Annotated in this window: 21 protein-coding genes; 18 read left to right on the top strand and 3 right to left on the bottom strand. The window is 61.6% G+C overall.

Features of this window, described 5'->3' with window-relative positions; translation table 11 throughout:
- Positions 1-127 precede the first annotated feature (127 nt).
- The 5 genes from G9X64_RS28145 (at position 128) to G9X64_RS28125 (ending at position 5,019) form a co-directional block, all read left to right on the top strand.
- Complete coding sequence (locus tag G9X64_RS28145; RefSeq protein ID WP_168309647.1) at positions 128-982, top strand: ABC transporter ATP-binding protein; 855 nt, start codon at positions 128-130, stop codon at positions 980-982.
- Positions 979-2,013: a FecCD family ABC transporter permease gene (locus G9X64_RS28140; RefSeq protein WP_171377821.1), complete on the top strand. Its 1,035-nt coding sequence runs from the start codon at positions 979-981 to the stop codon at positions 2,011-2,013. The genes G9X64_RS28145 and G9X64_RS28140 overlap by 4 nt, the downstream gene beginning before the upstream one ends.
- Positions 2,010-3,059 carry a FecCD family ABC transporter permease gene (locus G9X64_RS28135; protein WP_171377820.1) on the top strand — a complete coding sequence of 350 codons (1,050 nt, stop codon included), beginning with the start codon at positions 2,010-2,012 and terminating at the stop codon, positions 3,057-3,059. Before G9X64_RS28140 ends, G9X64_RS28135 begins: the two co-directional genes overlap by 4 nt.
- A gap of 11 nt (positions 3,060-3,070) precedes the next feature.
- Positions 3,071-4,039 carry an ABC transporter substrate-binding protein gene (locus tag G9X64_RS28130; RefSeq protein WP_171377819.1) on the top strand — a complete coding sequence of 323 codons (969 nt, stop codon included), beginning with the start codon at positions 3,071-3,073 and terminating at the stop codon, positions 4,037-4,039.
- 86 nt (positions 4,040-4,125) lie between these two features.
- On the top strand, positions 4,126-5,019 hold the full coding sequence (locus G9X64_RS28125; RefSeq protein ID WP_168309651.1) for a MurR/RpiR family transcriptional regulator: 894 nt from the start codon (positions 4,126-4,128) through the stop codon (positions 5,017-5,019).
- A 35-nt stretch (positions 5,020-5,054) separates the two neighbouring features.
- Here G9X64_RS28125 and G9X64_RS28120 read toward each other — a convergent pair whose 3' ends face one another.
- Positions 5,055-5,981: an SMP-30/gluconolactonase/LRE family protein gene (locus G9X64_RS28120; protein ID WP_171377818.1), complete on the bottom strand. Its 927-nt coding sequence runs from the start codon at positions 5,979-5,981 to the stop codon at positions 5,055-5,057.
- A 228-nt stretch (positions 5,982-6,209) separates the two neighbouring features.
- On the opposite strand from G9X64_RS28120, the gene G9X64_RS28115 reads away from it, so the two are divergent.
- Positions 6,210-7,286 (top strand): LacI family DNA-binding transcriptional regulator, encoded by a 1,077-nt coding sequence (locus G9X64_RS28115; RefSeq protein ID WP_168309652.1) that lies wholly within the window; start codon positions 6,210-6,212, stop codon positions 7,284-7,286.
- 76 nt (positions 7,287-7,362) lie between these two features.
- On the opposite strand, the gene G9X64_RS28110 is transcribed toward G9X64_RS28115, so the two are convergent.
- Both G9X64_RS28110 and G9X64_RS28105 read right to left on the bottom strand, forming a co-directional pair.
- On the bottom strand, positions 7,363-8,394 hold the full coding sequence (locus G9X64_RS28110) for an L-idonate 5-dehydrogenase (RefSeq protein WP_168309653.1): 1,032 nt from the start codon (positions 8,392-8,394) through the stop codon (positions 7,363-7,365).
- A 10-nt stretch (positions 8,395-8,404) separates the two neighbouring features.
- Positions 8,405-9,346, bottom strand: coding sequence for a 2-hydroxyacid dehydrogenase (locus tag G9X64_RS28105; protein WP_168309654.1), 942 nt, complete (start codon positions 9,344-9,346; stop codon positions 8,405-8,407).
- A gap of 130 nt (positions 9,347-9,476) precedes the next feature.
- On the opposite strand from G9X64_RS28105, the gene G9X64_RS28100 reads away from it, so the two are divergent.
- The 12 genes from G9X64_RS28100 to G9X64_RS28045 all read left to right on the top strand — a co-directional run bounded on the left by G9X64_RS28100 (position 9,477) and on the right by G9X64_RS28045 (position 21,492).
- Entirely contained in the window at positions 9,477-10,241 is a 765-nt protein-coding gene (locus tag G9X64_RS28100; RefSeq protein WP_168309655.1) for an SDR family oxidoreductase, read from the top strand.
- A gap of 13 nt (positions 10,242-10,254) precedes the next feature.
- A complete protein-coding gene (locus G9X64_RS28095; protein ID WP_171377817.1) occupies positions 10,255-10,800 on the top strand; it encodes a gluconokinase in 546 nt (181 codons plus the stop codon).
- A gap of 1 nt (position 10,801) precedes the next feature.
- Entirely contained in the window at positions 10,802-11,695 is an 894-nt protein-coding gene (locus G9X64_RS28090; RefSeq protein ID WP_168309657.1) for an NAD(P)-dependent oxidoreductase, read from the top strand.
- 107 nt (positions 11,696-11,802) lie between these two features.
- Complete coding sequence (locus G9X64_RS28085) at positions 11,803-13,299, top strand: sugar ABC transporter ATP-binding protein (RefSeq protein ID WP_171377816.1); 1,497 nt, start codon at positions 11,803-11,805, stop codon at positions 13,297-13,299.
- An 18-nt stretch (positions 13,300-13,317) separates the two neighbouring features.
- Entirely contained in the window at positions 13,318-14,358 is a 1,041-nt protein-coding gene (locus G9X64_RS28080; protein ID WP_168309659.1) for an ABC transporter permease, read from the top strand.
- 51 nt (positions 14,359-14,409) lie between these two features.
- Positions 14,410-15,507 carry an ABC transporter substrate-binding protein gene (locus tag G9X64_RS28075; RefSeq protein WP_171377815.1) on the top strand — a complete coding sequence of 366 codons (1,098 nt, stop codon included), beginning with the start codon at positions 14,410-14,412 and terminating at the stop codon, positions 15,505-15,507.
- 96 nt (positions 15,508-15,603) lie between these two features.
- A complete protein-coding gene (locus G9X64_RS28070; protein ID WP_168303938.1) occupies positions 15,604-15,942 on the top strand; it encodes a hypothetical protein in 339 nt (112 codons plus the stop codon).
- Positions 15,943-16,255: 313 nt separating this feature from the next.
- Entirely contained in the window at positions 16,256-17,281 is a 1,026-nt protein-coding gene (locus tag G9X64_RS28065) for an ABC transporter substrate-binding protein (RefSeq protein WP_171377814.1), read from the top strand.
- A gap of 34 nt (positions 17,282-17,315) precedes the next feature.
- Complete coding sequence (locus G9X64_RS28060; RefSeq protein ID WP_171377813.1) at positions 17,316-18,224, top strand: ABC transporter permease; 909 nt, start codon at positions 17,316-17,318, stop codon at positions 18,222-18,224.
- The gene (locus G9X64_RS28055; RefSeq protein ID WP_171377812.1) at positions 18,200-18,949 is read left to right on the top strand and encodes an ABC transporter ATP-binding protein; all 750 of its coding nucleotides are present in this window, start codon (positions 18,200-18,202) and stop codon (positions 18,947-18,949) included. The genes G9X64_RS28060 and G9X64_RS28055 overlap by 25 nt, the downstream gene beginning before the upstream one ends.
- Positions 18,950-18,986: 37 nt before the next feature.
- A complete protein-coding gene (locus tag G9X64_RS28050) occupies positions 18,987-20,360 on the top strand; it encodes an LLM class flavin-dependent oxidoreductase (protein WP_171377811.1) in 1,374 nt (457 codons plus the stop codon).
- A gap of 61 nt (positions 20,361-20,421) precedes the next feature.
- Positions 20,422-21,492 carry an LLM class flavin-dependent oxidoreductase gene (locus G9X64_RS28045; RefSeq protein ID WP_171377810.1) on the top strand — a complete coding sequence of 357 codons (1,071 nt, stop codon included), beginning with the start codon at positions 20,422-20,424 and terminating at the stop codon, positions 21,490-21,492.
- Positions 21,493-21,742 lie beyond the last annotated feature (250 nt).

Genomic DNA, 21,742 nt, shown 5'->3' with positions numbered 1-21,742 from the left:
GACTAGTGGAATGGTTCATCTCGCCTCAGCAGAAAGCTGGGAATCCCGGGAATTTACAGCGCGGAAAAATTGACTACTACAGTCATGAATACTTTCCCTTCGGACGAAACTTTGCACGAAAGCGGGCATGCAGAACGGACAGCAACAGATATTCGATCAGGATCGCATGGCCACACCGCCGGAAGCCAACCTCGCCCCGCTCTCGGCGGATGGGATCTCCGCGGGCTACGGGCGGCAGGTGGTCGTCGATGGTATCTCGCTTGCCGTTCCCGAGGGAAAGATGACGGTGCTTGTCGGGCCGAATGGTTCCGGCAAATCGACGCTGCTGTCTGTCATGGCCCGGTTGCTGAAGCCGTTGGCTGGCACCATTTGCCTCGATGGCAAGGAATTGCATCGGATGCCGACCCGGGAGGTTGCCCGCAGGCTCGGTCTGCTGCCGCAAAGCCCGCTGCTGCCGGAGGGGCTGACTGTCTATGATCTCGTCTCCCGCGGCCGGTATCCGCACCAGGGCTTCCTGCGGCAATGGACTGATGCCGACGAAGCGGCGGTCGAACAGGCGCTTGATGTCACCGATACGCTCGATTTCGCCGCTCGTCCCGTCGACAGCCTTTCGGGCGGACAACGCCAGCGCTGCTGGATCGCCATGGCGCTGGCGCAGCAGACGCCGGTCATCCTTCTGGACGAACCCACAACCTTCCTCGACCTGCATTACCAGGTGGAGGTGCTCGATCTGCTGCGCCATCTGACGCGCAATCATGGCCGCACCATCGTCGCCGTGCTGCACGACCTCAACTTCGCGCTCCAATATGCCGATCGCGTCGTCTTCCTGAAGGATGGGGCGATCCGCTTTGTCGCCGAAAAACCGAGCGATTGCACTGCCGATCTCATTCGAAATGTCTTCAATGTCGAAGTCGTGCACCTGTCCCATCCGGAAACCGGCATGCCGCTTTTCCTTCCCTCGGCCAGGACCGCCGGGCGATGAGTACCGTTTCCACTTCGACCGGCCCTGCTCCCGCGCATGTCCGTTCGGCGCGAAGCCTTGCGGCCCTCACCCTCGTGGCCGCGATCATCGTCATTCTTGCCTCCGTCCATGCGGGTATCGGCGCAAGACCGGTCGCGCCAGCCACGCTTTTTCGGGCCGTCTTTGCCTACGACAGTCACAATTTCGAACACCAGATCCTGGTGAAGCTCAGGCTTGCCCGGCTGGCTGCCACCCTCCTCGTCGGCGTTTCGCTCGGCATTGCCGGGCTCTTGTTGCAATCGCTGCTGCGCAACCCGCTCGGCGAGCCGCATATTCTCGGCCTGAACGCCGGAGCAAGCTTCGCCGTCGTCCTTTCCAGCAGCCTGCCTTTTCTTGCTGAGGGTATCGGCCGTCCGCTGATTGGCGCCCTTGGCGCCGGCGCCCTTTTCGCTCTCGTCATAGCCATTGCATCGGCCGGGCGCTCAGGCCTGACGATGCTGAAGGTCACCTTCTGCGGTATCGCGCTTTCGGCGCTTGCCTCATCCTTGACCTCGGCCATCCTCATTCTCGACGAGGAAACACTGCAGGAGATGCGCCTCTGGCTGGCCGGCGATCTTGCCGGCATCGGCTATGGACCGATCGCCGGCGCGCTGCTGCCCTGCCTCCTCGGCGCCGGTCTCGCATTCCTGATCGCCCCCCGCCTCAATGCCCTGGCGTTGGGGGATGCGGCCGCCACCGGTCTGGGGGTCCCGGTCAGAAGCACGCGGCTGGTCGGCCTTTCGGCAACCGCCCTTCTCTGCGGCGCGGCGGTTTCCGTCGCCGGCCCGATCGGTTTCATCGGCCTGATTGTACCGAACGCGGCGCGTTGGCTCGCAGGCGGCGATCTGCGTTTCGCCCTGCCGCTCTCGGCACTTTGCGGCGCAGCCCTGCTGCTTGCTGCCGATATCGCCGCCCGTATGGTCGCGAGCCCGCAAGAGCTTGCGACCGGCATCATGACTGCGGCGGTCGGCGCGCCGGTCTTCATCTTCGCGGTGTCGAGATATCTCCGATGAGCACTGCGGCGCAAAACGGCTACCGCCGCCTTGGCTTCGGTCCGCTTTCGCGGAGAATCCATGGCCGCAGCTTCGTTCTCTGCACCCTGCTTGCGCTGCTGGTCGCAACACTTGCCTTTCTCGCTGCTCCGCTTGGCAGCCACGAGGCCGGTGTCCGTGATCTGCTGACTGTCCTCTTCGCCCCAATAGAGGCGACCGGTCAAAGCCATGCGATCATCCGTGAATTCCGCTTGCCGCGCATCATCCTGGCGGTGACATCGGGCGCGATGCTCGGCCTTTCCGGTGCCGCCATGCAATCGCTGACCCGCAACGGCCTTGCCGATCCCGGCCTGCTCGGCGTCAGGGAAGGCGCCGGGCTCGCCGTGATCGGCCTGATGCTGTTCTTTCCCTCGGCAAACCTTTCGCTCCGCCCGTTGGTCGGCATGGCCGGCGGCCTTGCGAGCGCACTGATCGTCGTCGCCATCGCCCGGGATCTGTCGCGCATGCGCTTCGTGCTTGTTGGTATCGGTCTTTCCTGGCTGATGTCGGCCGCCCTTTCCGTCATCCTCACCACGTCGGATATCCGTGACGTGCAGACGGCCATGGTCTGGCTCGCCGGCAGCCTCAACGCCGCGTCCTGGGAGATCGTCCCGATCGAGCTCGTCTCGATGCTTGCGGGCGCTGCGATCCTGTTCCTGACCTCGGCGGCGGCCGATGCGGCTCTGCTCGGCGATCAGGCCGCGACGGGTCTCGGCGTGCGGCTGCGCCGCCTCTCGATCCTGCGTTTCACCGCACCGGTCCTGCTGACGGCGGTCTGTGTGGCCTGCGTCGGCAGCCTCGGCTTCGTCGGCCTCATCGCACCGCATATGGCGCGGCTTGCAATTCGCGGCGGCCAGACGGCACTGCTCGCCGGCAGTGCTCTTTTCGGGGCCGCTCTCGTCCTAATTGCCGACAGTATCGGCCGCCTCGCCTTCGCACCCCTTCAGCTCCCGGCCGGCATCGTGCTTTCGATCGTCGGGGTTCCCGTTCTCCTGCTTCTGCTCTGGAAGCGTCGAAACCTTCTGTGAGGATATTCCGAATGTTCAAGCTTCTGCCCGCGGCCGTCATCGCCTTTGCCGTCTCCACCGCTCCGCTCTTCGCTCAGACTATCGAAAAACGCCTCTTCACCGATGATTTCGGCCGCAAGGTCGAGGTGCCCACCCGTCCTCAGCGTATCGTCTCGATGCACGATCTCGATATCACCATTCCGCTGCTCGAGCTTGGCATGCGCCCGGTCGCCAGCCACGGCCGCACCGGTCTCGACGGGAAGGCCTACCTCCGCTCCAGCTCGATCCTCACCGGCATTGATTTCGACAATTCCGGCATCAGCTATATCGGTGCCGTCACCGTCGATCTCGAAGCCGTCGTCGCCGCCAAACCCGATCTCATCATCACCGAGCCCGGCCGCACCACGCCGGTCGAGCAACTCGAGAAGATCGCTCCCACCATCATCATCGACAACACCATCGGCAGCGCTCCGCATATCTATGAGCGGCTTGCCGATCTGACCGGCACGCAGAATCGCCTCGCCATCCTCGACCGTCGCTATCGCGCCCAGATCGAAGCACTGAGAGAGGTCATGGACCCGTCCAAGGTCACCATCTCGGTGTTGCAGGCGCAAAACGGCAAGATCAGCATCTATCACACCTATCGTGCGCTCGGGCGCGTGCTGCGCGATGCCGGCTTTCGTTTCCCCGGGATCATCGACGCCATCCCGGAAGGCGACCGTATTGAAGTCAGCGCCGAGCGGCTTCAGGAACTCGACGCCGATTTCATTTTCGACACCTACCGATCGGATACGGGCGGAACGCCTGATGATGAGATCGAGGCGATGAACAAGGTCCTGCCGGACTATTGTCAGTTCCTCGTCGCCTGCCGCGAGGGCCGCTATATTCTTCTGCCGCGCGAGGAGGCGATCTCCAATTCCTATGCAGCGCTCAACCTGATGGTCTCGGTGGTGCAGTCACATATATCAGGACGTCCCGGCCTGAAGCCGCTACAACAGTGACGCTCCGTCCGGGCTTTCAAAATCCACAGGAATAGGCCAAAGTACCTTCCATAAGATGAGTAGATTATGAAGGTATCGCGCCGGCCATGGACGACGCCCCCAGGTCCCGTAGAAAATTGCGCCGCATCGACCGTTTCGGCGAGAGGCTGAAGAACCGCCGCGGCTCACTGTCGCCGAGCCTGCTGAGCGTCGCCGACTATATCGACCAGCATCGTCATGCCGTTCTCGGCAAGTCGGCGCTCGAAATCGCCGCCGAGACGGGCACGTCGGATGCGACGGTCATTCGCGCCATCCAGGCGCTCGGTTTCGAGGGGCTGATCGATCTCAAGGACACGCTCGAAGCGCATATCGGCGAGACGGATTCACCCTCCGAGAAAATGGCGGCCACGACGCTTGAACTGAGCAACAGCGTCGATTCCGCCATCGATTTTGTCATCGCCGACCATCGCAATGCCATGGAGGCACTCTCATCTCCCGCCAACCGGGAAGCTATGACAAAGGCGATCTCCGTCCTATTGGAGGCAAAGCGCATAGGGATCTTCGGCATTGGAGCCTCCGGCGTTCTCGCCACCTATGCTGCACGTCTCTTCTCGCGCAACGGCTATCCCTCCTATGCGCTGAACCTCACCGGCATCGCGCTTGCGGAACAGCTTCTCACGATGGAAAAAGGCGATGCGTTGATCATGATGGCGTATGGACGTGCGCATCGCGAAGGCATGACAACAATCACGGAAGCCGAACGTCTTGGCATTCCGATCGTCATGCTGCTTGGGCAGGAGGACACGGTCTTGCGCAAACATGCCGATGCCTCGATCATCATCCCTCGTGCCAAGACGGAGCATGTCGCCCTGCATGGTCCGACGCTCGTCTGCCTTGAATCGATGATGCTTGCACTGGCGACCGCTGCTCGCGAAACGACGCTGCAGTCCCTCGACAGGCTGCTCACTTTGCGTGGTGCCATTCGTCCCAGCAAACGCTGACGACAGAATTCGGAAGCAGCCGTCTTGGGTACCGGTTATCCCAGTCTCGACCCGTTGACCGTGAGATAAACAGCGTAGAGAGACGTGCTCGCGGTAATAAAGAGACGGTTCAATTTCTCTCCACCGAACGTAACGTTGGAGACGCCCTCGGGAATATGGATCTTGCCGAGCAGCGTTCCATCCGGATCATAGGCGTGCACACCGTCGCCGGCGCTCGTCCATATGCGGCCTTTGCGGTCGACGCGAAAACCATCGAACAGGCCTGAAGTGCATTCTGCGAAAACGCCGAGATCGCTCAGCCTTCCCTCATTCGAGACTGCGAGCTTTCTGATATGACGCGGACCGCCGGGCAGGTGCGTTGCCCCGGTGTCGGCAACATAGAGCACCGTCTCATCCGGGGAAAAGGCCAGTCCGTTCGGCTTGACGAAATCGGAGGTCAGCTGATCGGTCATGCCTTTTGCCGGATCATGCCGGTAGACGTGGCATCCGCCGATTTCCGCCTCGCCATAGTCGCCCTCGTAGTCATGGAGGATGCCGTAGTTCGGGTCGGTGAACCAGATCGTTCCGTCGGATTTGACGGTAACGTCGTTCGGAGAATTCAGCCGTTTACCTGCAATGCGATCGGCCAGCACGGTAATCCCACCGTCGAAATCCGTCCGCGTGACCCGGCGCGTCAGGTGCTCGCAGGTGATCAGCCGGCCCTGATTGTCGACCGTGTTGCCGTTCGAGTTGTTGCTGGGCGCGCGGAATACCGACGTGTGCCCGCTGGTATCGTCGTAGCGCATCATTCGGTTGTTGGGGATATCGGAGAAAACCAGATATCGCCCGGCGGCAAACCAGGCGGGTCCCTCCAACCAGCGGCCGCCAGTCCAAAGCCGCTCGACGCGGGCGTGCCCGACGAAGCAGCTGTCGAAACGCGGGTCGAGAACCTCGAACCCCGTACCGTCAATTAGCCCGAACATGATGCCCCTCTCCATTTCCTGAAATTGTTATCGATATCATCCTGACGCGTTCTGATGGCCTCGTACAGATACCGAGCTGCCGACTTTTGCGAAAATACCCCATGAATCTTGGTTTTTGGGTGTTGGAACGGCGCGTTCCCGCAATAATATCGATTGTGCCATGATAGCGATAACTTTATCGTGTCTTGAGATGTCCAATTCGGACGTCTGTTTTGAAAGCGGAGACCAGTGAAAAACGAGGATGAGCCGAAAGACAAGCGTCTCAAGCCGGCAGACGCTCAAAAGCTGACGATGGCGGAGGTCGCCAAATATGTCGGCGTCTCCGCCATGACCGTTTCGCGTGCCTTTCGCCAGGATGCAAGTGTTTCCGAGGAGACCCGCAAGCGCATCATGGAAGCCGTCGATGCGCTCGGTTATGTGCTCGATCTATCTGCCGGCAGTCTTTCGTCAAGGCGGAGCGGCTTCATCGCCGCCCTGGTGCCCTCGATCAACAATTCGAATTTTTCCGATACCGCACGTGGCATGACCGATGCGCTGGAGAATACCGGCCTTCAGCTTCTTCTTGGCTATACCGACTATTCGGCGGAGAAGGAAGAAGAGCTGATTGAGGCTATGCTGCGCCGCCGGCCGGAAGGAATCATCCTGACCGGTGGCTCGCACACGGCGCGCGCGCGGCGGATGCTCGTAAAAGCCGGCATTCCCGTTGTCGAGACCTGGGAACTTCCGGAAGACCCGATCAATCAGGTCGTCGGCTTCTCCAACAGCGAGGCGATGTCCTTGCTGGTGCGGACGCTTGCCGGCCAGGGGTATCGGAAGTTCGGCTATATCGGCGGAACGACGGCGCGCGATACGCGCGGCAGCCAGCGGCGAAGCGGTTTCCAGAAGACAGTCGAAGAACTCGGCCTCGGACCGGGACGGATGATTTCCTTCGGCGTGCCGCCTATCACCATGGAACAGGGCGGCCAGGCGATCGTCAGCCTGCTGGAGCGCTGGCCGGACACGGAAGTGGTTCTCTGCGTCTCCGATCTTTCCGCCTTCGGCGCCATCATGGAATGCACACGCAGGGGAATGAAGGTTCCAAGGGACATCGCCATTGCCGGTTTCGGCGATTATGAGATTTCGTCCATCTGTCATCCACGAATGACCACCATCAATGTGGACTGTTATGGCATCGGCCGCCAGGCCGCCGCCCGCCTGCTGGATACCCTCCATACCGGCGAGGCGACCGGCGATGAGATCACATTGATCGGCTACAAGGTTGTCTTGCGCGAAAGCACGGACCGGAACGGCGCGCCAACCGCTTGAGACTAAAGCGCCGCGCGTCTTTCCAGATGCGCAGCGCTGTAACACTTTGAATGGCTGCAGGGATCATGCAGCAGGTTCAAAAGGCGATCTGGACTTTCATGGACTTGCTGCGGTCGCCCGCCAATTCGAAGGCGGCAACGGCCTCTTCGATCCCGAAAACACCTGTGAGCAACGGTTTCAGATCGACGCGACGCGCGTTGATCAGTTCGACGGCGAGCGCAAATTCCTCATGAAAACGGAATGTCCCGCGCATCTCGATTTCCTTGGCAACGATCATGTTCTGCGGGATAGAGACATCGCCGCCAAGGCCGAGCTGGACGAGAACGGCGCGGGGCTTCAGCGTCTCCAGACCCGCGCGCACCGCCCGCTCATTGCCTGACGCCTCGAACATGACGTCGAAATATCCCTTGTCGGCGCTGTAAGCCGCAAGGTCGGCGGCATGCGTGGCAACATTGATCGTTCTGTCGGCGCCGCTGGTGCGGGCAATCGCCAGAACGCTGTCCGTCACGTCGGTCGCGACGATTTCGCGGGCGCCGAGAACGCGCGCCGCAACGATCGCCAACATCCCGATGGGGCCGCAACCGGTGACCAGCACCCTTTTGCCGAGCAGTGACCCGGCGCGGTTTGCCGCATGCAGCGTCACCGCAAAGGGTTCGGCAAAGGCGGCCTCGTGAATGGAAATGCCGTCCGCGACCTTGTGGCACTGCCAACGCTCCGCCACCAGCCGCTGGCGAAAACCGCCCTGAATATGCGGCATCGGCATGGCACTGCCGTAAAACCGCATGTTGAGGCAGTGGTTTTGCTGCCCCCTCAGGCAATATTGGCAATGGTTGCACGGCCGGCTCGGGGAAACCGCGACACGGTCTCCGACGGCAAGATCGGCGACGCCGGAACCCAGCGCCTTGACCGTGCCGGCGATCTCATGGCCGAGGATCATCGGTTCGCGCAGGCGAACGGTGCCGAAACCGCCATGATTGTAATAATGCAGGTCGGAACCGCAGATGCCGCCGGCTTCGATGGCAACCTCCACCTGCCCGGCGCCCGCAACCTCCGGCTCGCGCTCTTCGATCCTCAGATCCTTGGCGGCATGAATGACGATGGCTTTCATATCGGGACCCTCACACGACGGGAGTTGGAAGCGGGCTGCCCGCAAAATGTGCAGCGAGATTGTCTCTGACCAGCTGGCCCATGGCCTTGCGAGTTTCGACAGTGCCAGAGCCGTGATGGGGCTGCAACACGACGTTTTGAAGCGTCAGGAAGCGTGTATCGATCTTGGGCTCGTTGAGGAAGACATCAAGACCCGCAGCCTGGATGGTGCGGTCTTGAAGAGCTGCAATCAGCGCCTCTTCGTCGACGGTCGTCCCGCGCGAAACATTGACCAGGATGCCGTTCGGACCGAGCGCTTTAAGCACCTCGGCGTTGATGATCTTCATGGTCGCCTCCCCGCCGGGGACGATGACGATCAGAAAATCGGCCCAATCCGCAAGTGCGATCAGGTCGGGTTCGTAGGTGTAAGCTACATCCGTGTGGTCATGACGAGCGAAATAGGAGATGTCGCAGCCGAAAGCGGCGGCTCTTCTCGCGATTGCCTTGCCGATCCGCCCCATGCCGACAATCCCCACTTTCTTGCCCGAGACGCGCGTCACCAGCGGCATGGCGACACTGCCCCATTGGCCGGAGCGGACCAAAACATCGGCCTGCGGGATCTGCCTTGCCGTGGCAAGCAGCAGTCCGAGGGCGATATCGGCGACATCTTCGGTCAGCACATCGGGGGTATTCGTGACGCGAATGCCGTTGGCGCGGGCGTAGGACAGGTCGATTGCGTCGGTGCCGACGCCGTAACAGGAGACGATTTCCAGTTTCGGCAATTGCGCCATCAGTTCTGCAGACGCTCCGAGTTCACCGCGGGTCGCTATGGCGCGGATATCCTTGCCGACCCTGGAAATCAGCTCCTGCCGGTCTGCCGCTTCCCACAGGCGATGGACGCGGTAGTTCGCCTCCAGATCCACCATATCCCAGTCCGGATAAGCTCCGGCCATCAAGATTTCTACCTCAGGCATTCCGTTTCCATCCAGCATTTTGACAGTTGATTATGTTATCGATAACATATAATTCGAAAAGGGATGTCAAGTGAGTTTCACCGTCAGCGACAGTTGAAGCGCCTGCGGCGAGACCCGAGGAGTGATTTACATGAAGAACTTGTTCGATCTTACCGGACGGCGTGCCCTGATCACCGGGTCGAGCCAGGGGATCGGTTATGCCCTGGCCGAAGGCCTGGCGCAGCATGGCGCCGAGGTGATCATCAACGGCCGCACGCCCGAAAGCGTCAAACGCTCGGTCGCGAGCCTCAAGGATCAGGGCCTGTCTGCCCATGCGGCGATCTTCGACGTGACCAGCAAGGATGCTGCCAAAGAAGGCATAGACGCGATCGAAGCCGACATCGGGCCGCTCGACATCCTGATCAACAATGCCGGTATGCAGTTTCGCACGCCGCTGGAAGATTTCCCGGCGGACAAATGGGAGCTGCTGCTGACCACCAATATTTCGAGCGTGTTCTACGTCGGCCAGGCAGCGGCCAAAGCCATGATCGCTCGCGGCCAGGGCAAGATCATCAACATCGCCTCCGTGCAAAGCGAACTGGCGCGCCCCGGCATTGCTCCCTATACGGCGACCAAGGGTGCGGTGCGCAATCTGACCCGCGGCATGTGCGCCGACTGGGCCAAATACGGCCTGCAGATCAACGCGATTGCCCCAGGCTATTTCAAGACGCCGCTCAACCAGGCGCTCGTCGACAATCCCGAGTTCTCGTCCTGGCTTGAGAAGCGGACGCCGGCCGGGCGCTGGGGCAATGTCGAGGAGCTGGTCGGCGCTGCCGTCTTCCTGTCAGGCCGTGGTTCGTCCTTCATCAACGGGCATACGCTTTATGTCGACGGTGGCATCACGACCTGCCTCTGATAGAGACGAGACGATGGACTTGGAGAGAAAGGCACCGCCTCTGGCCGTCATCGTCATGGGGGTCAGCGGTTGCGGCAAATCTTCGGTTGGAGAGCGCATCGCCGCAGAAAACGGCCTGCCGTTTCTGGAGGGCGACCAACTCCATCCTGCCGGCAATGTCGAGAAGATGGCGCGGGGCATACCGCTGACAGACGACGACCGCCTGCCCTGGCTCGACCGGATCGGCGCGGAAATAAAGACAGCGCAGAAGGCGTCGCAAGGACTTGTGGTTTCCTGTTCGGCACTGAAGAGAAGCTATCGCGATAGGTTGAGACAAGCGGGGGACGGGCGTCTGGCCTTTGTTTTCCTCGAAGGGGCCTACGACCTGCTGCTGTCGCGCATGAAGGCCCGTCAGGGTCACTTCATGCCCGCGACTCTGCTCGACAGCCAGCTCCAGACGCTGGAGGTGCCGACCGGGGAAGCTGGTGTGGTGACGGTGGCGATCGATAATGCGTTGGATGATATTGTGGCGCTGGCTTGCCAGCGGCTGAACGGCATGGCCGTCAAGGGAGGAGATTAACATGCAGGATGACTACAGAGCAGATGTCGCCGTCATCGGTGCCGGCATCATGGGAACGGCGATCGTCACCCGATTGATCGAGACCGGGCATAGAGTTTCCGTCTTCGACTTGGATGCCGAAAAAGTCGCGGCTTTGCAGGCCAAGGGTGCGCGTGCGGCGGGCTCCGTGGAGGATGCGGTCTCGCGGTCGGCGTTTTGCGTGCTCAGCCTCAATCACGCAAATATTGTCCGCGCCGTCGTCTTCGGCGAAAAGGGTGTTGCGGCGGCTGCAAATGCCGACAAGGTGCTGATCGACATGTCCTCCATCGACCCCGCCGAGACGGCCGACATGGCGATGCGGCTGCGTCGGGAAACCGGAATGGCATGGGTGGATTGCCCGCTCTCCGGCGGCGTGCCAGGTGCGCTGAGCGGACACCTGACGATCATGGCGGGCGGCACCGCTGAGGATTTCGAACGGGCGCGCGTGGTGATGCGGCATCTTGCCGCCAATTACACGCTGATGGGTGCATCCGGCGCCGGGCAGACGACGAAGCTGATCAATCAGCTGTTTTGCGCCGTGCTGTTTCAGGCCGTCGCCGAGGCGGTCAAGCTCGCTGAAGCCGGCGGCGTCGATCCGGCCGCCATTCCGGCAGCCCTTGCCGGCGGCAGGGCAGATAATCGCATAATGCAGGAATTCATGGCAAAATTCGCCGCCCGGGATTTCTCTCCGACGGGCAGAATCGACAACATGTTGAAGGACCTGGATTCACTTCAGGCCTTTGCGCTGAAGACGAAGACACCATTGCCGATGACCGGCTCCGTGGTCGAGATTCATCGCCTGCTGTGCGCTGCCGGCCTCGGGCCGAAGGACTCCGCCGAGATGATGCGTCTTCTCGACGGATTTCAGGCCGGCTGACATCAATTTCCCGGGAAATTCGAGATCGTCATCTTTCCGCTTGACCATCCGTAAATGTTATCGATAACATACGACCAATGACAACCGCAGCTTTGGGAGGAGCCACAGTGGAAGCCAAGAGACTGTTGGAGTTCCAGTCGATCACCAAGAGCTTCGGCGGCACGCAAGCGCTGCGCGACGTCTCGATCGACCTTCGCGAGGGGGAAATCCTCGCGCTGCTGGGGGAAAACGGCGCCGGCAAATCGACGCTCATCAAGACGCTTGCGGGCATCTACAAGCCCGATAGCGGCGACATCCTTTTTCGCGGCCAGAGCTACCATCATCGTCCCCCGAAGCCGAACGAGCGGCAACCGGTTGCCTTCATCCATCAGGATCTCGGTTTGATCGAGTGGATGACGGTCGGCGAGAACATGGGCCTGTCGCAGGGTTTCTCGATGCGTCGCGGCCTGATCGATTGGAACAGGACGCAGGCACGCGCCAAGGAAGCCTTGAAGCTGGTCGGCTGCGATTTTGATCCCACCACCCGGGTCTCGGCGCTGTCGCGCACCGAAAAGTCGCTTGTCGCCATTGCCCGTGCGCTTGCCGTGGAAGCCGACGTTCTGGTGCTCGACGAGCCGACGGCGAGCCTTCCTGCCGATGAGGTCGATCGGCTGTTCAACGCGATCCGCCCGCTGAAGGAGCGCGGCGTCGGGATGATTTACGTCTCCCACAGGCTGGACGAGATTTTCCGGATTGCCGACCGGGTCGCCGTTCTGCGCGACGGCTGCATGGTGGGGCAGAAGCCCGTCAGTGAGACGACCCCCGACGAGCTGGTGACGATGATCATCGGCCGCAGCGGCGACAATCTCTTTTCGAAGACCGAGATCAAGCCAGGCAAGGCGATCGTCAAGGTTCGCGATCTCGTCTGCGCCGGCACGAGCCCGATATCCTTCGATATCCGTGGGGGCGAGCTTCTGGGGCTGGCTGGATTGCGCGGCGCCGGGCAGGAGCGGATCGGCCGCGCGCTGTTCGGCTGCGAGCCCTTCAACGGCTCGGTTCTGCTGCATGACGAGGTCCCGGACCTTTCGAGCCCGCTGCGGGCCATGGCGTCGGGCATCGGCTTGATCGCCCGTGACCGGACGGAGGAATCAGTGGCGCTCTCGCTTTCCATTCGGGAAAATACCTATCTCAATCCGGGCGCCGTCGGGCGTGGGCTATTGTCCTTCCTGTCGCCGCGCGGCGAAGCCGATCTTGCCCATAAGATCGGCCATTCCGTCGGCCTCAGGCCGAACGACCCGGATCTGCCGGTGGAGGCCCTGTCGGGCGGCAATCAGCGGAAAGTGGTTGTCGGCCGCTGGCTGGCGACCGGCCGCAAGCTGCTGATCGCCGAAGATCCGACCGCCGGCGTCGACATCGGCGCGCGTGCGGAGATCTACCGTCTGATTACCCGGGCGCTCGAGGCCGGTCTCGCGGTTGTCGTGGTGTCGACGGATTTCGAGGAAATCGCCCATATCTGCCACCGCGCGCTGGTTTTCTCGCGCGGCAAAATCGTCAGTGAACTGACCGGAAGCGCCCTGACGACGGAGGCGGTCATCACAGCTGCATCCGCATCGGAAGCCGCTTGAGCCATCGGGAGAACAGCCATGCAATCCATTGAATCCACGGCTCTGGAGCCGACCAAGAGCGAAATGGCCGGCCTGTCCACGGGACAGAAGATCGGACGCCTGATCCCGGTTTACGGGCTGGTGATCCTCACCGTCGGCCTGATCGTGCTCTTCTCAATCCTGCTGCCCGATACGTTCCCGACCCTGTTGAACGTCCGCTCGATCGTGTCCGACAAGGCCATCATCGCGCTTCTGTCGCTCGCCGCGATGATCCCGATGGCATCGGGTCGCATCGATCTCACCGTCGGCTATGGCATCGTGCTCTGGCACATTCTCGCCATCAGCCTGCAGACGGCCTACGGCCTGCCCTGGCCGGTCGCGGTGCTGATTGTTCTCGCACTCGGCGTCTTCACCGGCTTCATAAACGGCCTGCTGGTCGAGGTCGCGAAGATCGACAGCTTCATCGCGACGCTTGGCACGGGAACCGTCCTCTATGCGCTTGCCCTCTGGCACACCGGTGGGCGGCAGGTGGTTGGCGTCCTGCCGGAGGGTTTCTATGCGCTGAACGGCACCATGCTGTTCGGCCTGCCGATTACCGGCTTCTACGTGCTCCTGATCGCGGTCTGCATGTGGATTGTGCTCGAATACCTGCCGATCGGCCGTTACCTCTACGCCATCGGCGCCAATCCGAAGGCGGCGGCCCTCAATGGCATTCCGGTCCGCAAATTCGTGATCGGCGCATTCGTCACCTCGGGCCTGCTTGCGGCGCTGACCGGGGTTCTTCTCGCCTCGAAGCTGCGCATCGGCCAGGCAAGCGTCGGCCTTGAATATCTGCTGCCGGCGCTTGTCGGCGCCTTCCTTGGATCGACGACGATCAAGCCGGGGCGGGTGAACGTCTGGGGCACCTTGATCGGCGTCATCATCCTGGCAGTCGGAATATCAGGAATTCAGCAATTCGGCGGATCGTTCTTCGTCGAGCCGCTGTTCAACGGCGTCACCCTGTTGATTGCCATCGGCATAGCAGGCTACGCCCAGCGCAAACGCGGAGCTGTGAGGAGGATCACACCCGCATCCAAATGAGGATGCCGGCTCATCCCGGCATTTCACAACAAACAAAATGGAGGAGTGAACATGAAGCGCAGAACGTTATTGCAGGCAACGGTCGCAACCGTCGCCGTTATGCTCAGCATGCCGGCATTGGCCGATTCCATGGCCGACGCCAAAGCCGTGGTCGAAAAATATGCTTCCAAGGTGAGCGCCTGGGACGGCCCGACGAGCGGCCCCAAGGGTGCTGCCGGAAAGAACATCGTCATTCTTGCCGGTGATATGAAGAACGGCGGCATCCTCGGCGTGGTCAATGGCGTTCAGGAAGCTGCAGGCGCGCTCGGCTGGACGGTGAAGGCGCTTGACGGTGCCGGTTCGATCGGCGGGCGGACCGCGGCGTTCGGACAGGCGATGGCGCTGAAGCCGGATGGCATCATTATCAACGGCTTTGACGCGGTCGAGCAGAAGCCGGCGATGGAAGCGGCCAAGGCTGCCGGCATTCCGATGGTTTCCTGGCACGCCGCCTCGGCGGTCGGTCCGGTTCCCGAAGTCGGTGTCTTCGCTAACGTCACCACCGATGCGATGGAAGTGTCGAAGTCTGCGGCGGATTGGGCCTTCGCCGATGCCGGCGGCAAGCCGGGCGTCATCATCTTTACCGATTCCACCTATGCGATCGCGATTGCCAAGGTCGATCGCATGAAGAAGGAGATCGAGGATCTCGGCGGTACGGTGCTCGAATATGTCGACACGCCGATCGCCGAAACCTCCCAGCGCATGCCGCAGCTGACCACGTCGCTTCTGCAGAAATATGGTGCGAAGTGGACGCATTCTCTGGCGATCAATGACCTCTATTACGACTTCATGGGACCTTCGCTCGCCTCGGCCGGCATCGCAGGCGACGGAAAACCGGTGAACGTTGCAGCCGGCGACGGTTCGGAGAGCGCCTATCAGCGTATCCGCGCCAAGCAGTTCCAGGCCGTTACGGTCGCCGAACCGCTCAACCTCCAGGGTTGGCAGCTCGTCGACGAACTGAACCGAGCCTTCGCGGGCGCTCCGTGGTCTGGCTATGTGTCGCCGCTGCATGTGGTGACCAGTGCGAATGTCGAATTCGACGGCGGACCGAAGAACAGCTTCGATCCCGATAACGGCTATCGCGATCAATATAAGAAAATCTGGGGCAAATAACCCTCCCAGCCGAGGGCGTATCGATCGATACGCCCTCACTTCCTGACATCACTGCAACATCCATCCAGCGCCGGCGAGTTTTGGAAAAGAGAACCTATGATCATTCGTTATGCTTTGTTTGAAGGCGAAATCCATCCCGGCAGAGAAGCGGAATTCCGCGAATTCGTGCGGCAGCGGCTCGTCCCTCTCTGGACGAAATTTCCGGGCGCCGAGGAAATCCGGGTGCTGGACGGGATGGAGCGCGACGCAGGCGCCCCGATTTATGCCATGGCGCTCGCCATTCGTTATCCCGATATGGACGCGGTGAACGCAGCACTTCTCTCCGATGTGCGGTCGCAGAGCCGCGAGGTGACCGGCGAACTCCTGCAGCTCTTTACCGGCAAGGTGCATCATCACGTATTCGCGGCCAACGAATACGCGCCGCATATCGCCTGACGGCAGTCGATCCCGACGTCCGCGACGGCTTGGATGACTGCTCCGGTCCGCTGCCCGGCCAAAACAAAAGTAAGGGTTTGAACAACGACCCGGAAAGCGCCCGCGGACGAGCCTCCCGGGCGCTTTTTCACGTCTGGTGCGCCGAGCATCCTCGACGCGACGGATGCGATCGTTTCTGTTGCCCGACTTTTGAGGACAATTTTCCCTCAGCGCCACTTTCATTAAACTAAATAGTCTATCGATTTAGTAGATTATGTTCCATCTTACCGTGCATCGCTCCTGCAAACAACAATCCGAAACGGGAAGATCGACGATGACATTGGCAAGGACATTCAAAATTGCGTTGTTCAGTCTGCTTGGTCTCAGTGCCATTCACGGTCCGGCGGAAGCCGAGACAGAGGCTCCGCTGCTTTCCAAAGTGCCGCCAGGCACGGTGCTTACGATCGGCGATCCTGTCACCCAGAAAGCGCTCGAAGTGTCCGGTCTCGGCAAGGAGCTTAGTTTCGAGGTCAAATGGGCCAATATCAGCGGCGGGCCGCAGACTTCGGAAGCTTTCCGCGCCCATGCGCTCGATGTCGGGTCGGTGGCCGAGATCCCCTCGATCTTCGCCAACTGGAACAACCTGCCCGTCCGCAACATCGCCTATCGCGAACGCCGTGACCCGATCGCCAATCCGATCTACCGCTTCGGCATCGCGCCGGGTGCCGACGTCAAGACGCTGGCAGATTTCCGCGGCAAACGCATCGCCTTCAGCCCGGGACAGGCCCAGGGCACGCTCGTTCTACGTGCCCTCCATGCCGCAGGCTTGAAGAGCGGCGACGTCACTCTGGTGGAACTGCCAAGCACCAGCGACGTCTATCCGAAGGCATTGGCGAGCAAACAGGTCGACATCGCACCGCTCGGCGGCGTCTACATCAGGCGCTACATCACACAATACGGACCCGATGGCGCGACCCTCGTGGAACATGGCCTGCGGGATGATCCGAGCCATCTTTATGCGCCGCAATGGGTTCTGGATGATCCCGCCAAGGCGGCAGCTCTCGCCGAATATGTCGGTCTGTGGGCACGCGCCACCGAATGGGTGAACCGGAACCCGGACCTCTGGATCAAGGAATATTACGTCGGTCAGCAGGGACTGAGCCAGGAAGACGGGGAATATCTCGTCAAGCTGACTGGCGAACAGGTCGTTCCCAGCGATTGGAGCGAAGTGAAGAAGCGCCACCAGGAAACCATCGACCTGCTGGCAGACGAGCTCGGCTACAAGCCCCTCAATGTGGAGCAGATTTTCGACAATCGCTTCGAAAAGCTCGGCGCCGCGGCTTTGGCCAAGAGCCAGTAATGTTCGACACCCCTTCGGAGAGGAGATCTGAAGCATGGCAACCACTTGGGATGCAGATGAGGCGAAACTATCCCTGACAGCAAGCGGGAGAATTGCGCACGCAGGTTCACGCGTGGCAAAGCCGATTGGCTCTGCTGGCCTGGCTGGCTCCGCCAGTCCTCGCGCCCGGCGCAGGCTAGGCCCCGGACCTGCGATACCTTTCGGATTGCAGATCGGGCCTGCATTGCTCGTCTTGACCTGGGTCGTCGGCTCGGCGCTCGGATGGATCGACCCGCGTATCCTGTCGGCGCCGTGGACGGTGGTCGAGGCTTTCGTAAGGCTGATAGAGCAGGGTCGCCTGCAGGACAACTTCGTGACGTCAGCGACGCGTGCCCTGCTCGGCCTCAGCATCGGATTGCTGATTGGCACGATCCTGGCGGTTATCGCCGGTCTTTCCCGGATCGGAGAAGCCCTGATCGACGGGCCGGTGCAGATCAAGCGCGCGATACCGACGCTGGCCCTGATCCCTTTGTTGATCCTATGGTTCGGCATCGGCGAGAGCATGAAGGTTACGACCATCGCGCTTGCCGTGATCGTGCCGATTTATATCCACACCCACAATGCGCTCCGCAGCATCGACAGCCGCTATGTCGAACTGGCCGAGACCCTGCGGATGAGCCAGAAGGACTTCATCCTTCAGGTGGTGCTGCCCGGCGCCTTGCCCGGTTTCCTTCTGGGTCTGCGGTTTGCCGTCACCCTCTGCTGGGTTTCTCTCGTCGTGGTCGAGCAGATCAACGCCACCAGCGGGCTCGGTTACATGATCGATCTTGCCCGAAATTACGGGCAGACCGACGTCATTCTCGTCGGCCTGGTGGTCTATGTGCTGCTGGGTCTCGTCTCGGACGGTCTCGTCCGCCTGCTTGAACGGAGGGCCCTCTCATGGCGCCGCACGCTGGCAAACTGAAGCCCGCAACCAAGGCCGTCCACGTGCGAGATCTCGAACGGCGGTTTGCGACGAAGACGATCCTCGACGGCGTCGATCTCGATATCGAGGAAGGCGAGTTCGTCGCCCTGCTTGGCCGCAGCGGCTCCGGCAAAAGCACGTTCCTCAGGGCTCTGGCCGGTCTCGATCACGGTGTCGAGGGAACCGGCACCCTCGAGACGCCGGAGAGCCTTTCGGTGGTTTTCCAGGACGCCCGCCTGCTGCCGTGGCGCACCGTCATCCAGAACGTCACGCTCGGCTTGACCGGCGCCTCCGGCCAGGACGCCGGGCGGAAGGCTTTGGCGGAGGTCGGACTCGCAGGCCGGGAAACGGCGTGGCCGAACCAGCTTTCGGGTGGCGAGCAGCAGAGGGTGGCGCTTGCCCGTTCGCTGGTGCGCGAACCGGCCCTGCTTCTCGCCGATGAGCCGTTCGGCGCGCTCGATGCGCTGACCCGGCTGAAAATGCACGATCTGCTGCGGGAGTTGTGTGCAAGACACCGTCCTGCCGTGCTGCTCGTCACCCACGACGTCGACGAGGCGATTTCGCTGGCCGACCGCATACTGGTTCTCGACGAAGGGCGCCTAATCGAGGATCTCAAGATCGATCTGCCGACGCCGCGCGACCACGGCGATCCGCGCTTTGCGCAATTCCGAATCCATCTTCTCCGCCGGCTCGGGGTCGAGCTTCCTGGCCGCAAGGCCGCCTGACATCAGCAACAGCTCAATTTGATCTGGAGATAAGCCAATGAGCACATCGAAAAGGCAAATGCGGCTTGGCGCATTCATCATGGCGACGGGCCATCATATCGCCGCCTGGCGCCACCCGAAGGCGCAGGCCGATGCCGGCCTCAATATCGATCACTACCGCGAGCTCGCGCAGACCGCCGAACGCGGCAAATTCGATCTCGTCTTCGTCGCCGACAGTCCGGCTGGATGGGACCGCGCCAAGGACCCAGAAACGCTTCGCCGCACCGCCCAGGGCGCGCATTTCGAGCCTCTGACCCTTTGGGCTGCCCTCTCCCAGGTGACCAAACATATCGGCTTCGTCGCCACGGCATCGACAACCTACGAAGACCCCTACCTGTTGGCACGCAGGTTCGCGTCGCTGGACTATATCTCCAAGGGCCGCGCCGCATGGAACGTCGTCACGACCGGTGCGGATGTTTCGAAGAATTTTTCAATTGCAGGCCATCCCGCCCATGCCGATCGCTACGAGCGGGCCGAGGAATTCGTCGATCTGGTGAAGGGCTTGTGGGATTCCTACGAGGACGATGCCTTTATTCGCGATAAGGAAAGCGGGGTCTATCTCGATCCCGACAAGGTGCATCTCGTCGATCACAAGGGCAAGTTCTTCTCGGTGGCCGGTCCGCTCAACGTCGGCCGCCCGGTTCAGGGTTATCCCGTCATCGTGCAGGCTGGTGCATCGGAGCCGGGGCGCGAGCTTGCTGCCCGCACGGCCGAGATGATCTTTACCGCCAGCCAGACGCTCGAGGATGGGCAGGAATTTTATTCCGACGTCAAAGGGCGGCTCGCCCGTTACGGACGCCTGCCGGACGAACTGCTGATCAGCCCCGGCATATTCCCTGTTCTCGGCGGGACGGAAGCCGAAGCCAAGGCGAATTACGACCATATCCAATCGCTCGTTCATCCCTCCATCGCCTGGAATATCCTTGCCCGCCACTACAAGGGCATCGACCTTTCCGGCTACTCGCTGGATGATCCCGCCCCTCCCCTGCCTGATAATACCGAACTCAACAAGAGCCGCCTCAAGCTGGTTTCCGACCTGGTCTCGCGCAACAATCTGACGCTGCGCCAGTTCTATCTGGCGGTCGCCACCGCTCGTGGCCATCGGACGGTGGTCGGAACACCCGAGCAGATCGCCGATGCAATGCAGAGCTGGTTCGAGAACGGTGCGGCCGACGCCTTCAACATCATGCCGCCGATCCTGCCCACCGCTTTGACCGATTTCGTCGATCAGGTCGTCCCGATTTTACGCAAGCGCGGCCTGTTCCGGCACGAATATGAAGGCACGACGCTGCGGGAGAACCTCGGCCTCCGGCGCCCGCCGAATGGCTTTGTGGTTCAGGTGGGGCAGCAGCAGGTGCAGACGGCCGTATGATCTCTTGAGGGGGCTTCCCCTGGTTTTCTTGTTCCAATCACAGACAGAACCGCAGCATTGCATGAGCAATAATTCCGAATTTCTCTGGTATATTCCGAACGACGTCAAAGCTGGCCATCGCGGCGATTCCGCCGTCGAGAACCACAACAGCCTGGATACGCTGACCAGCCACGCAAGGGCGCTGGAGGAGCATGGCTGGAAGGGCGCGCTCATCGGCACCGGTTGGGGCCGCCCCGACACGTTTACCGTCGCAACCTCGCTCGCCGCCCGGACGACCACCTTCGAACCGCTCATTGCGATCCGTCCAGGCTATTGGCGACCGGCGAATTTCGCTTCCGCGGCGGCGACGCTGGACCATCTGACCGGCGGCCGCGTGCGGATCAACATCGTGTCGGGCAAGGACAACCTCTCTGCCTACGGCGACAGCGAGGGCGATCAGGCACACCGCTATGCCAGGACCAAGGAATTCATGCGGCTGGTCCGCAGACTGTGGACCGAAGACAACGTCACATCCGCGGGCGAGAACTTTCGGGTCGCCGAATCCACCGTGGTGCCGCGCATCCAGGTCCGCGGCGACCGTCGGCACCCCAAATTCTATTTTGGCGGCGCTTCGGAGGCAGCCGAGCGGGTGGCCGCCACCGAGGCCGATGTCCAGCTCTTCTGGGGTGAGCCGCTCGACGGTGTCCGCGAACGGATCGCGCGGCTGAAGGCGCTGAGCAGGGAACTGGACCGTGACCTCCCGCCGCTGGAATTCGGACTGCGGATAACGACGCTGGTCCGGGACACCACCGAACAGGCCTGGGCCGATGCCGAGGCGAAGGTCGCCGAAATGGCAAGAAACAAAGGCAGCGGCTGGCACGATCACCAGCGCGTGCTCGCCGTCGGCCAGCAGCGGCTGCTCGAGCTGCATGAGCGCGGCGACGTCCTCGACGAGAACCTCTATACGGCGCCGGGCAAGTTCGGCGGCGGCGGCGCCGGCACCACCTGGCTGGTCGGTTCGGCGGAAGACGTCGCCCGCTCGCTGCGCAAATACCAGGATCTTGGCATCACCCACTTCGTGTTGTCCGACACGCCGTATCTCTCCGAAATCAAGCGGCAGGGCGATCAACTGCTTCCGCTGCTACGCGGCTGAAGCCGGAGCAGCGGCGCTGTGGTACCGCAACTGCAATTCATGCCGATTGCCGAGACCGTTCAGAGCGTCGCGCAGTTCGCGGGCAAGCCGCAAAACCTTGCTATGCGGGGGAGGTTGGAGATTTAGCAACCACCGGGAGAGCGTCAGTCAAATTGTCTATCCGAAAAGCGCAAATGCTATCCAGATAGAGCGTGACCTGCCACGGGTAATTTCCTCCAGATTGCATTAGAGTCCGGCCCATCAAAGGACG

Source organism: Rhizobium sophorae, from assembly GCF_013087515.1.
GTDB lineage: Bacteria > Pseudomonadota > Alphaproteobacteria > Rhizobiales > Rhizobiaceae > Rhizobium > Rhizobium sophorae.
Note: the sequence above shows the minus strand (reverse complement) of the source record. Positions and strands in the feature narration are given on the sequence as shown.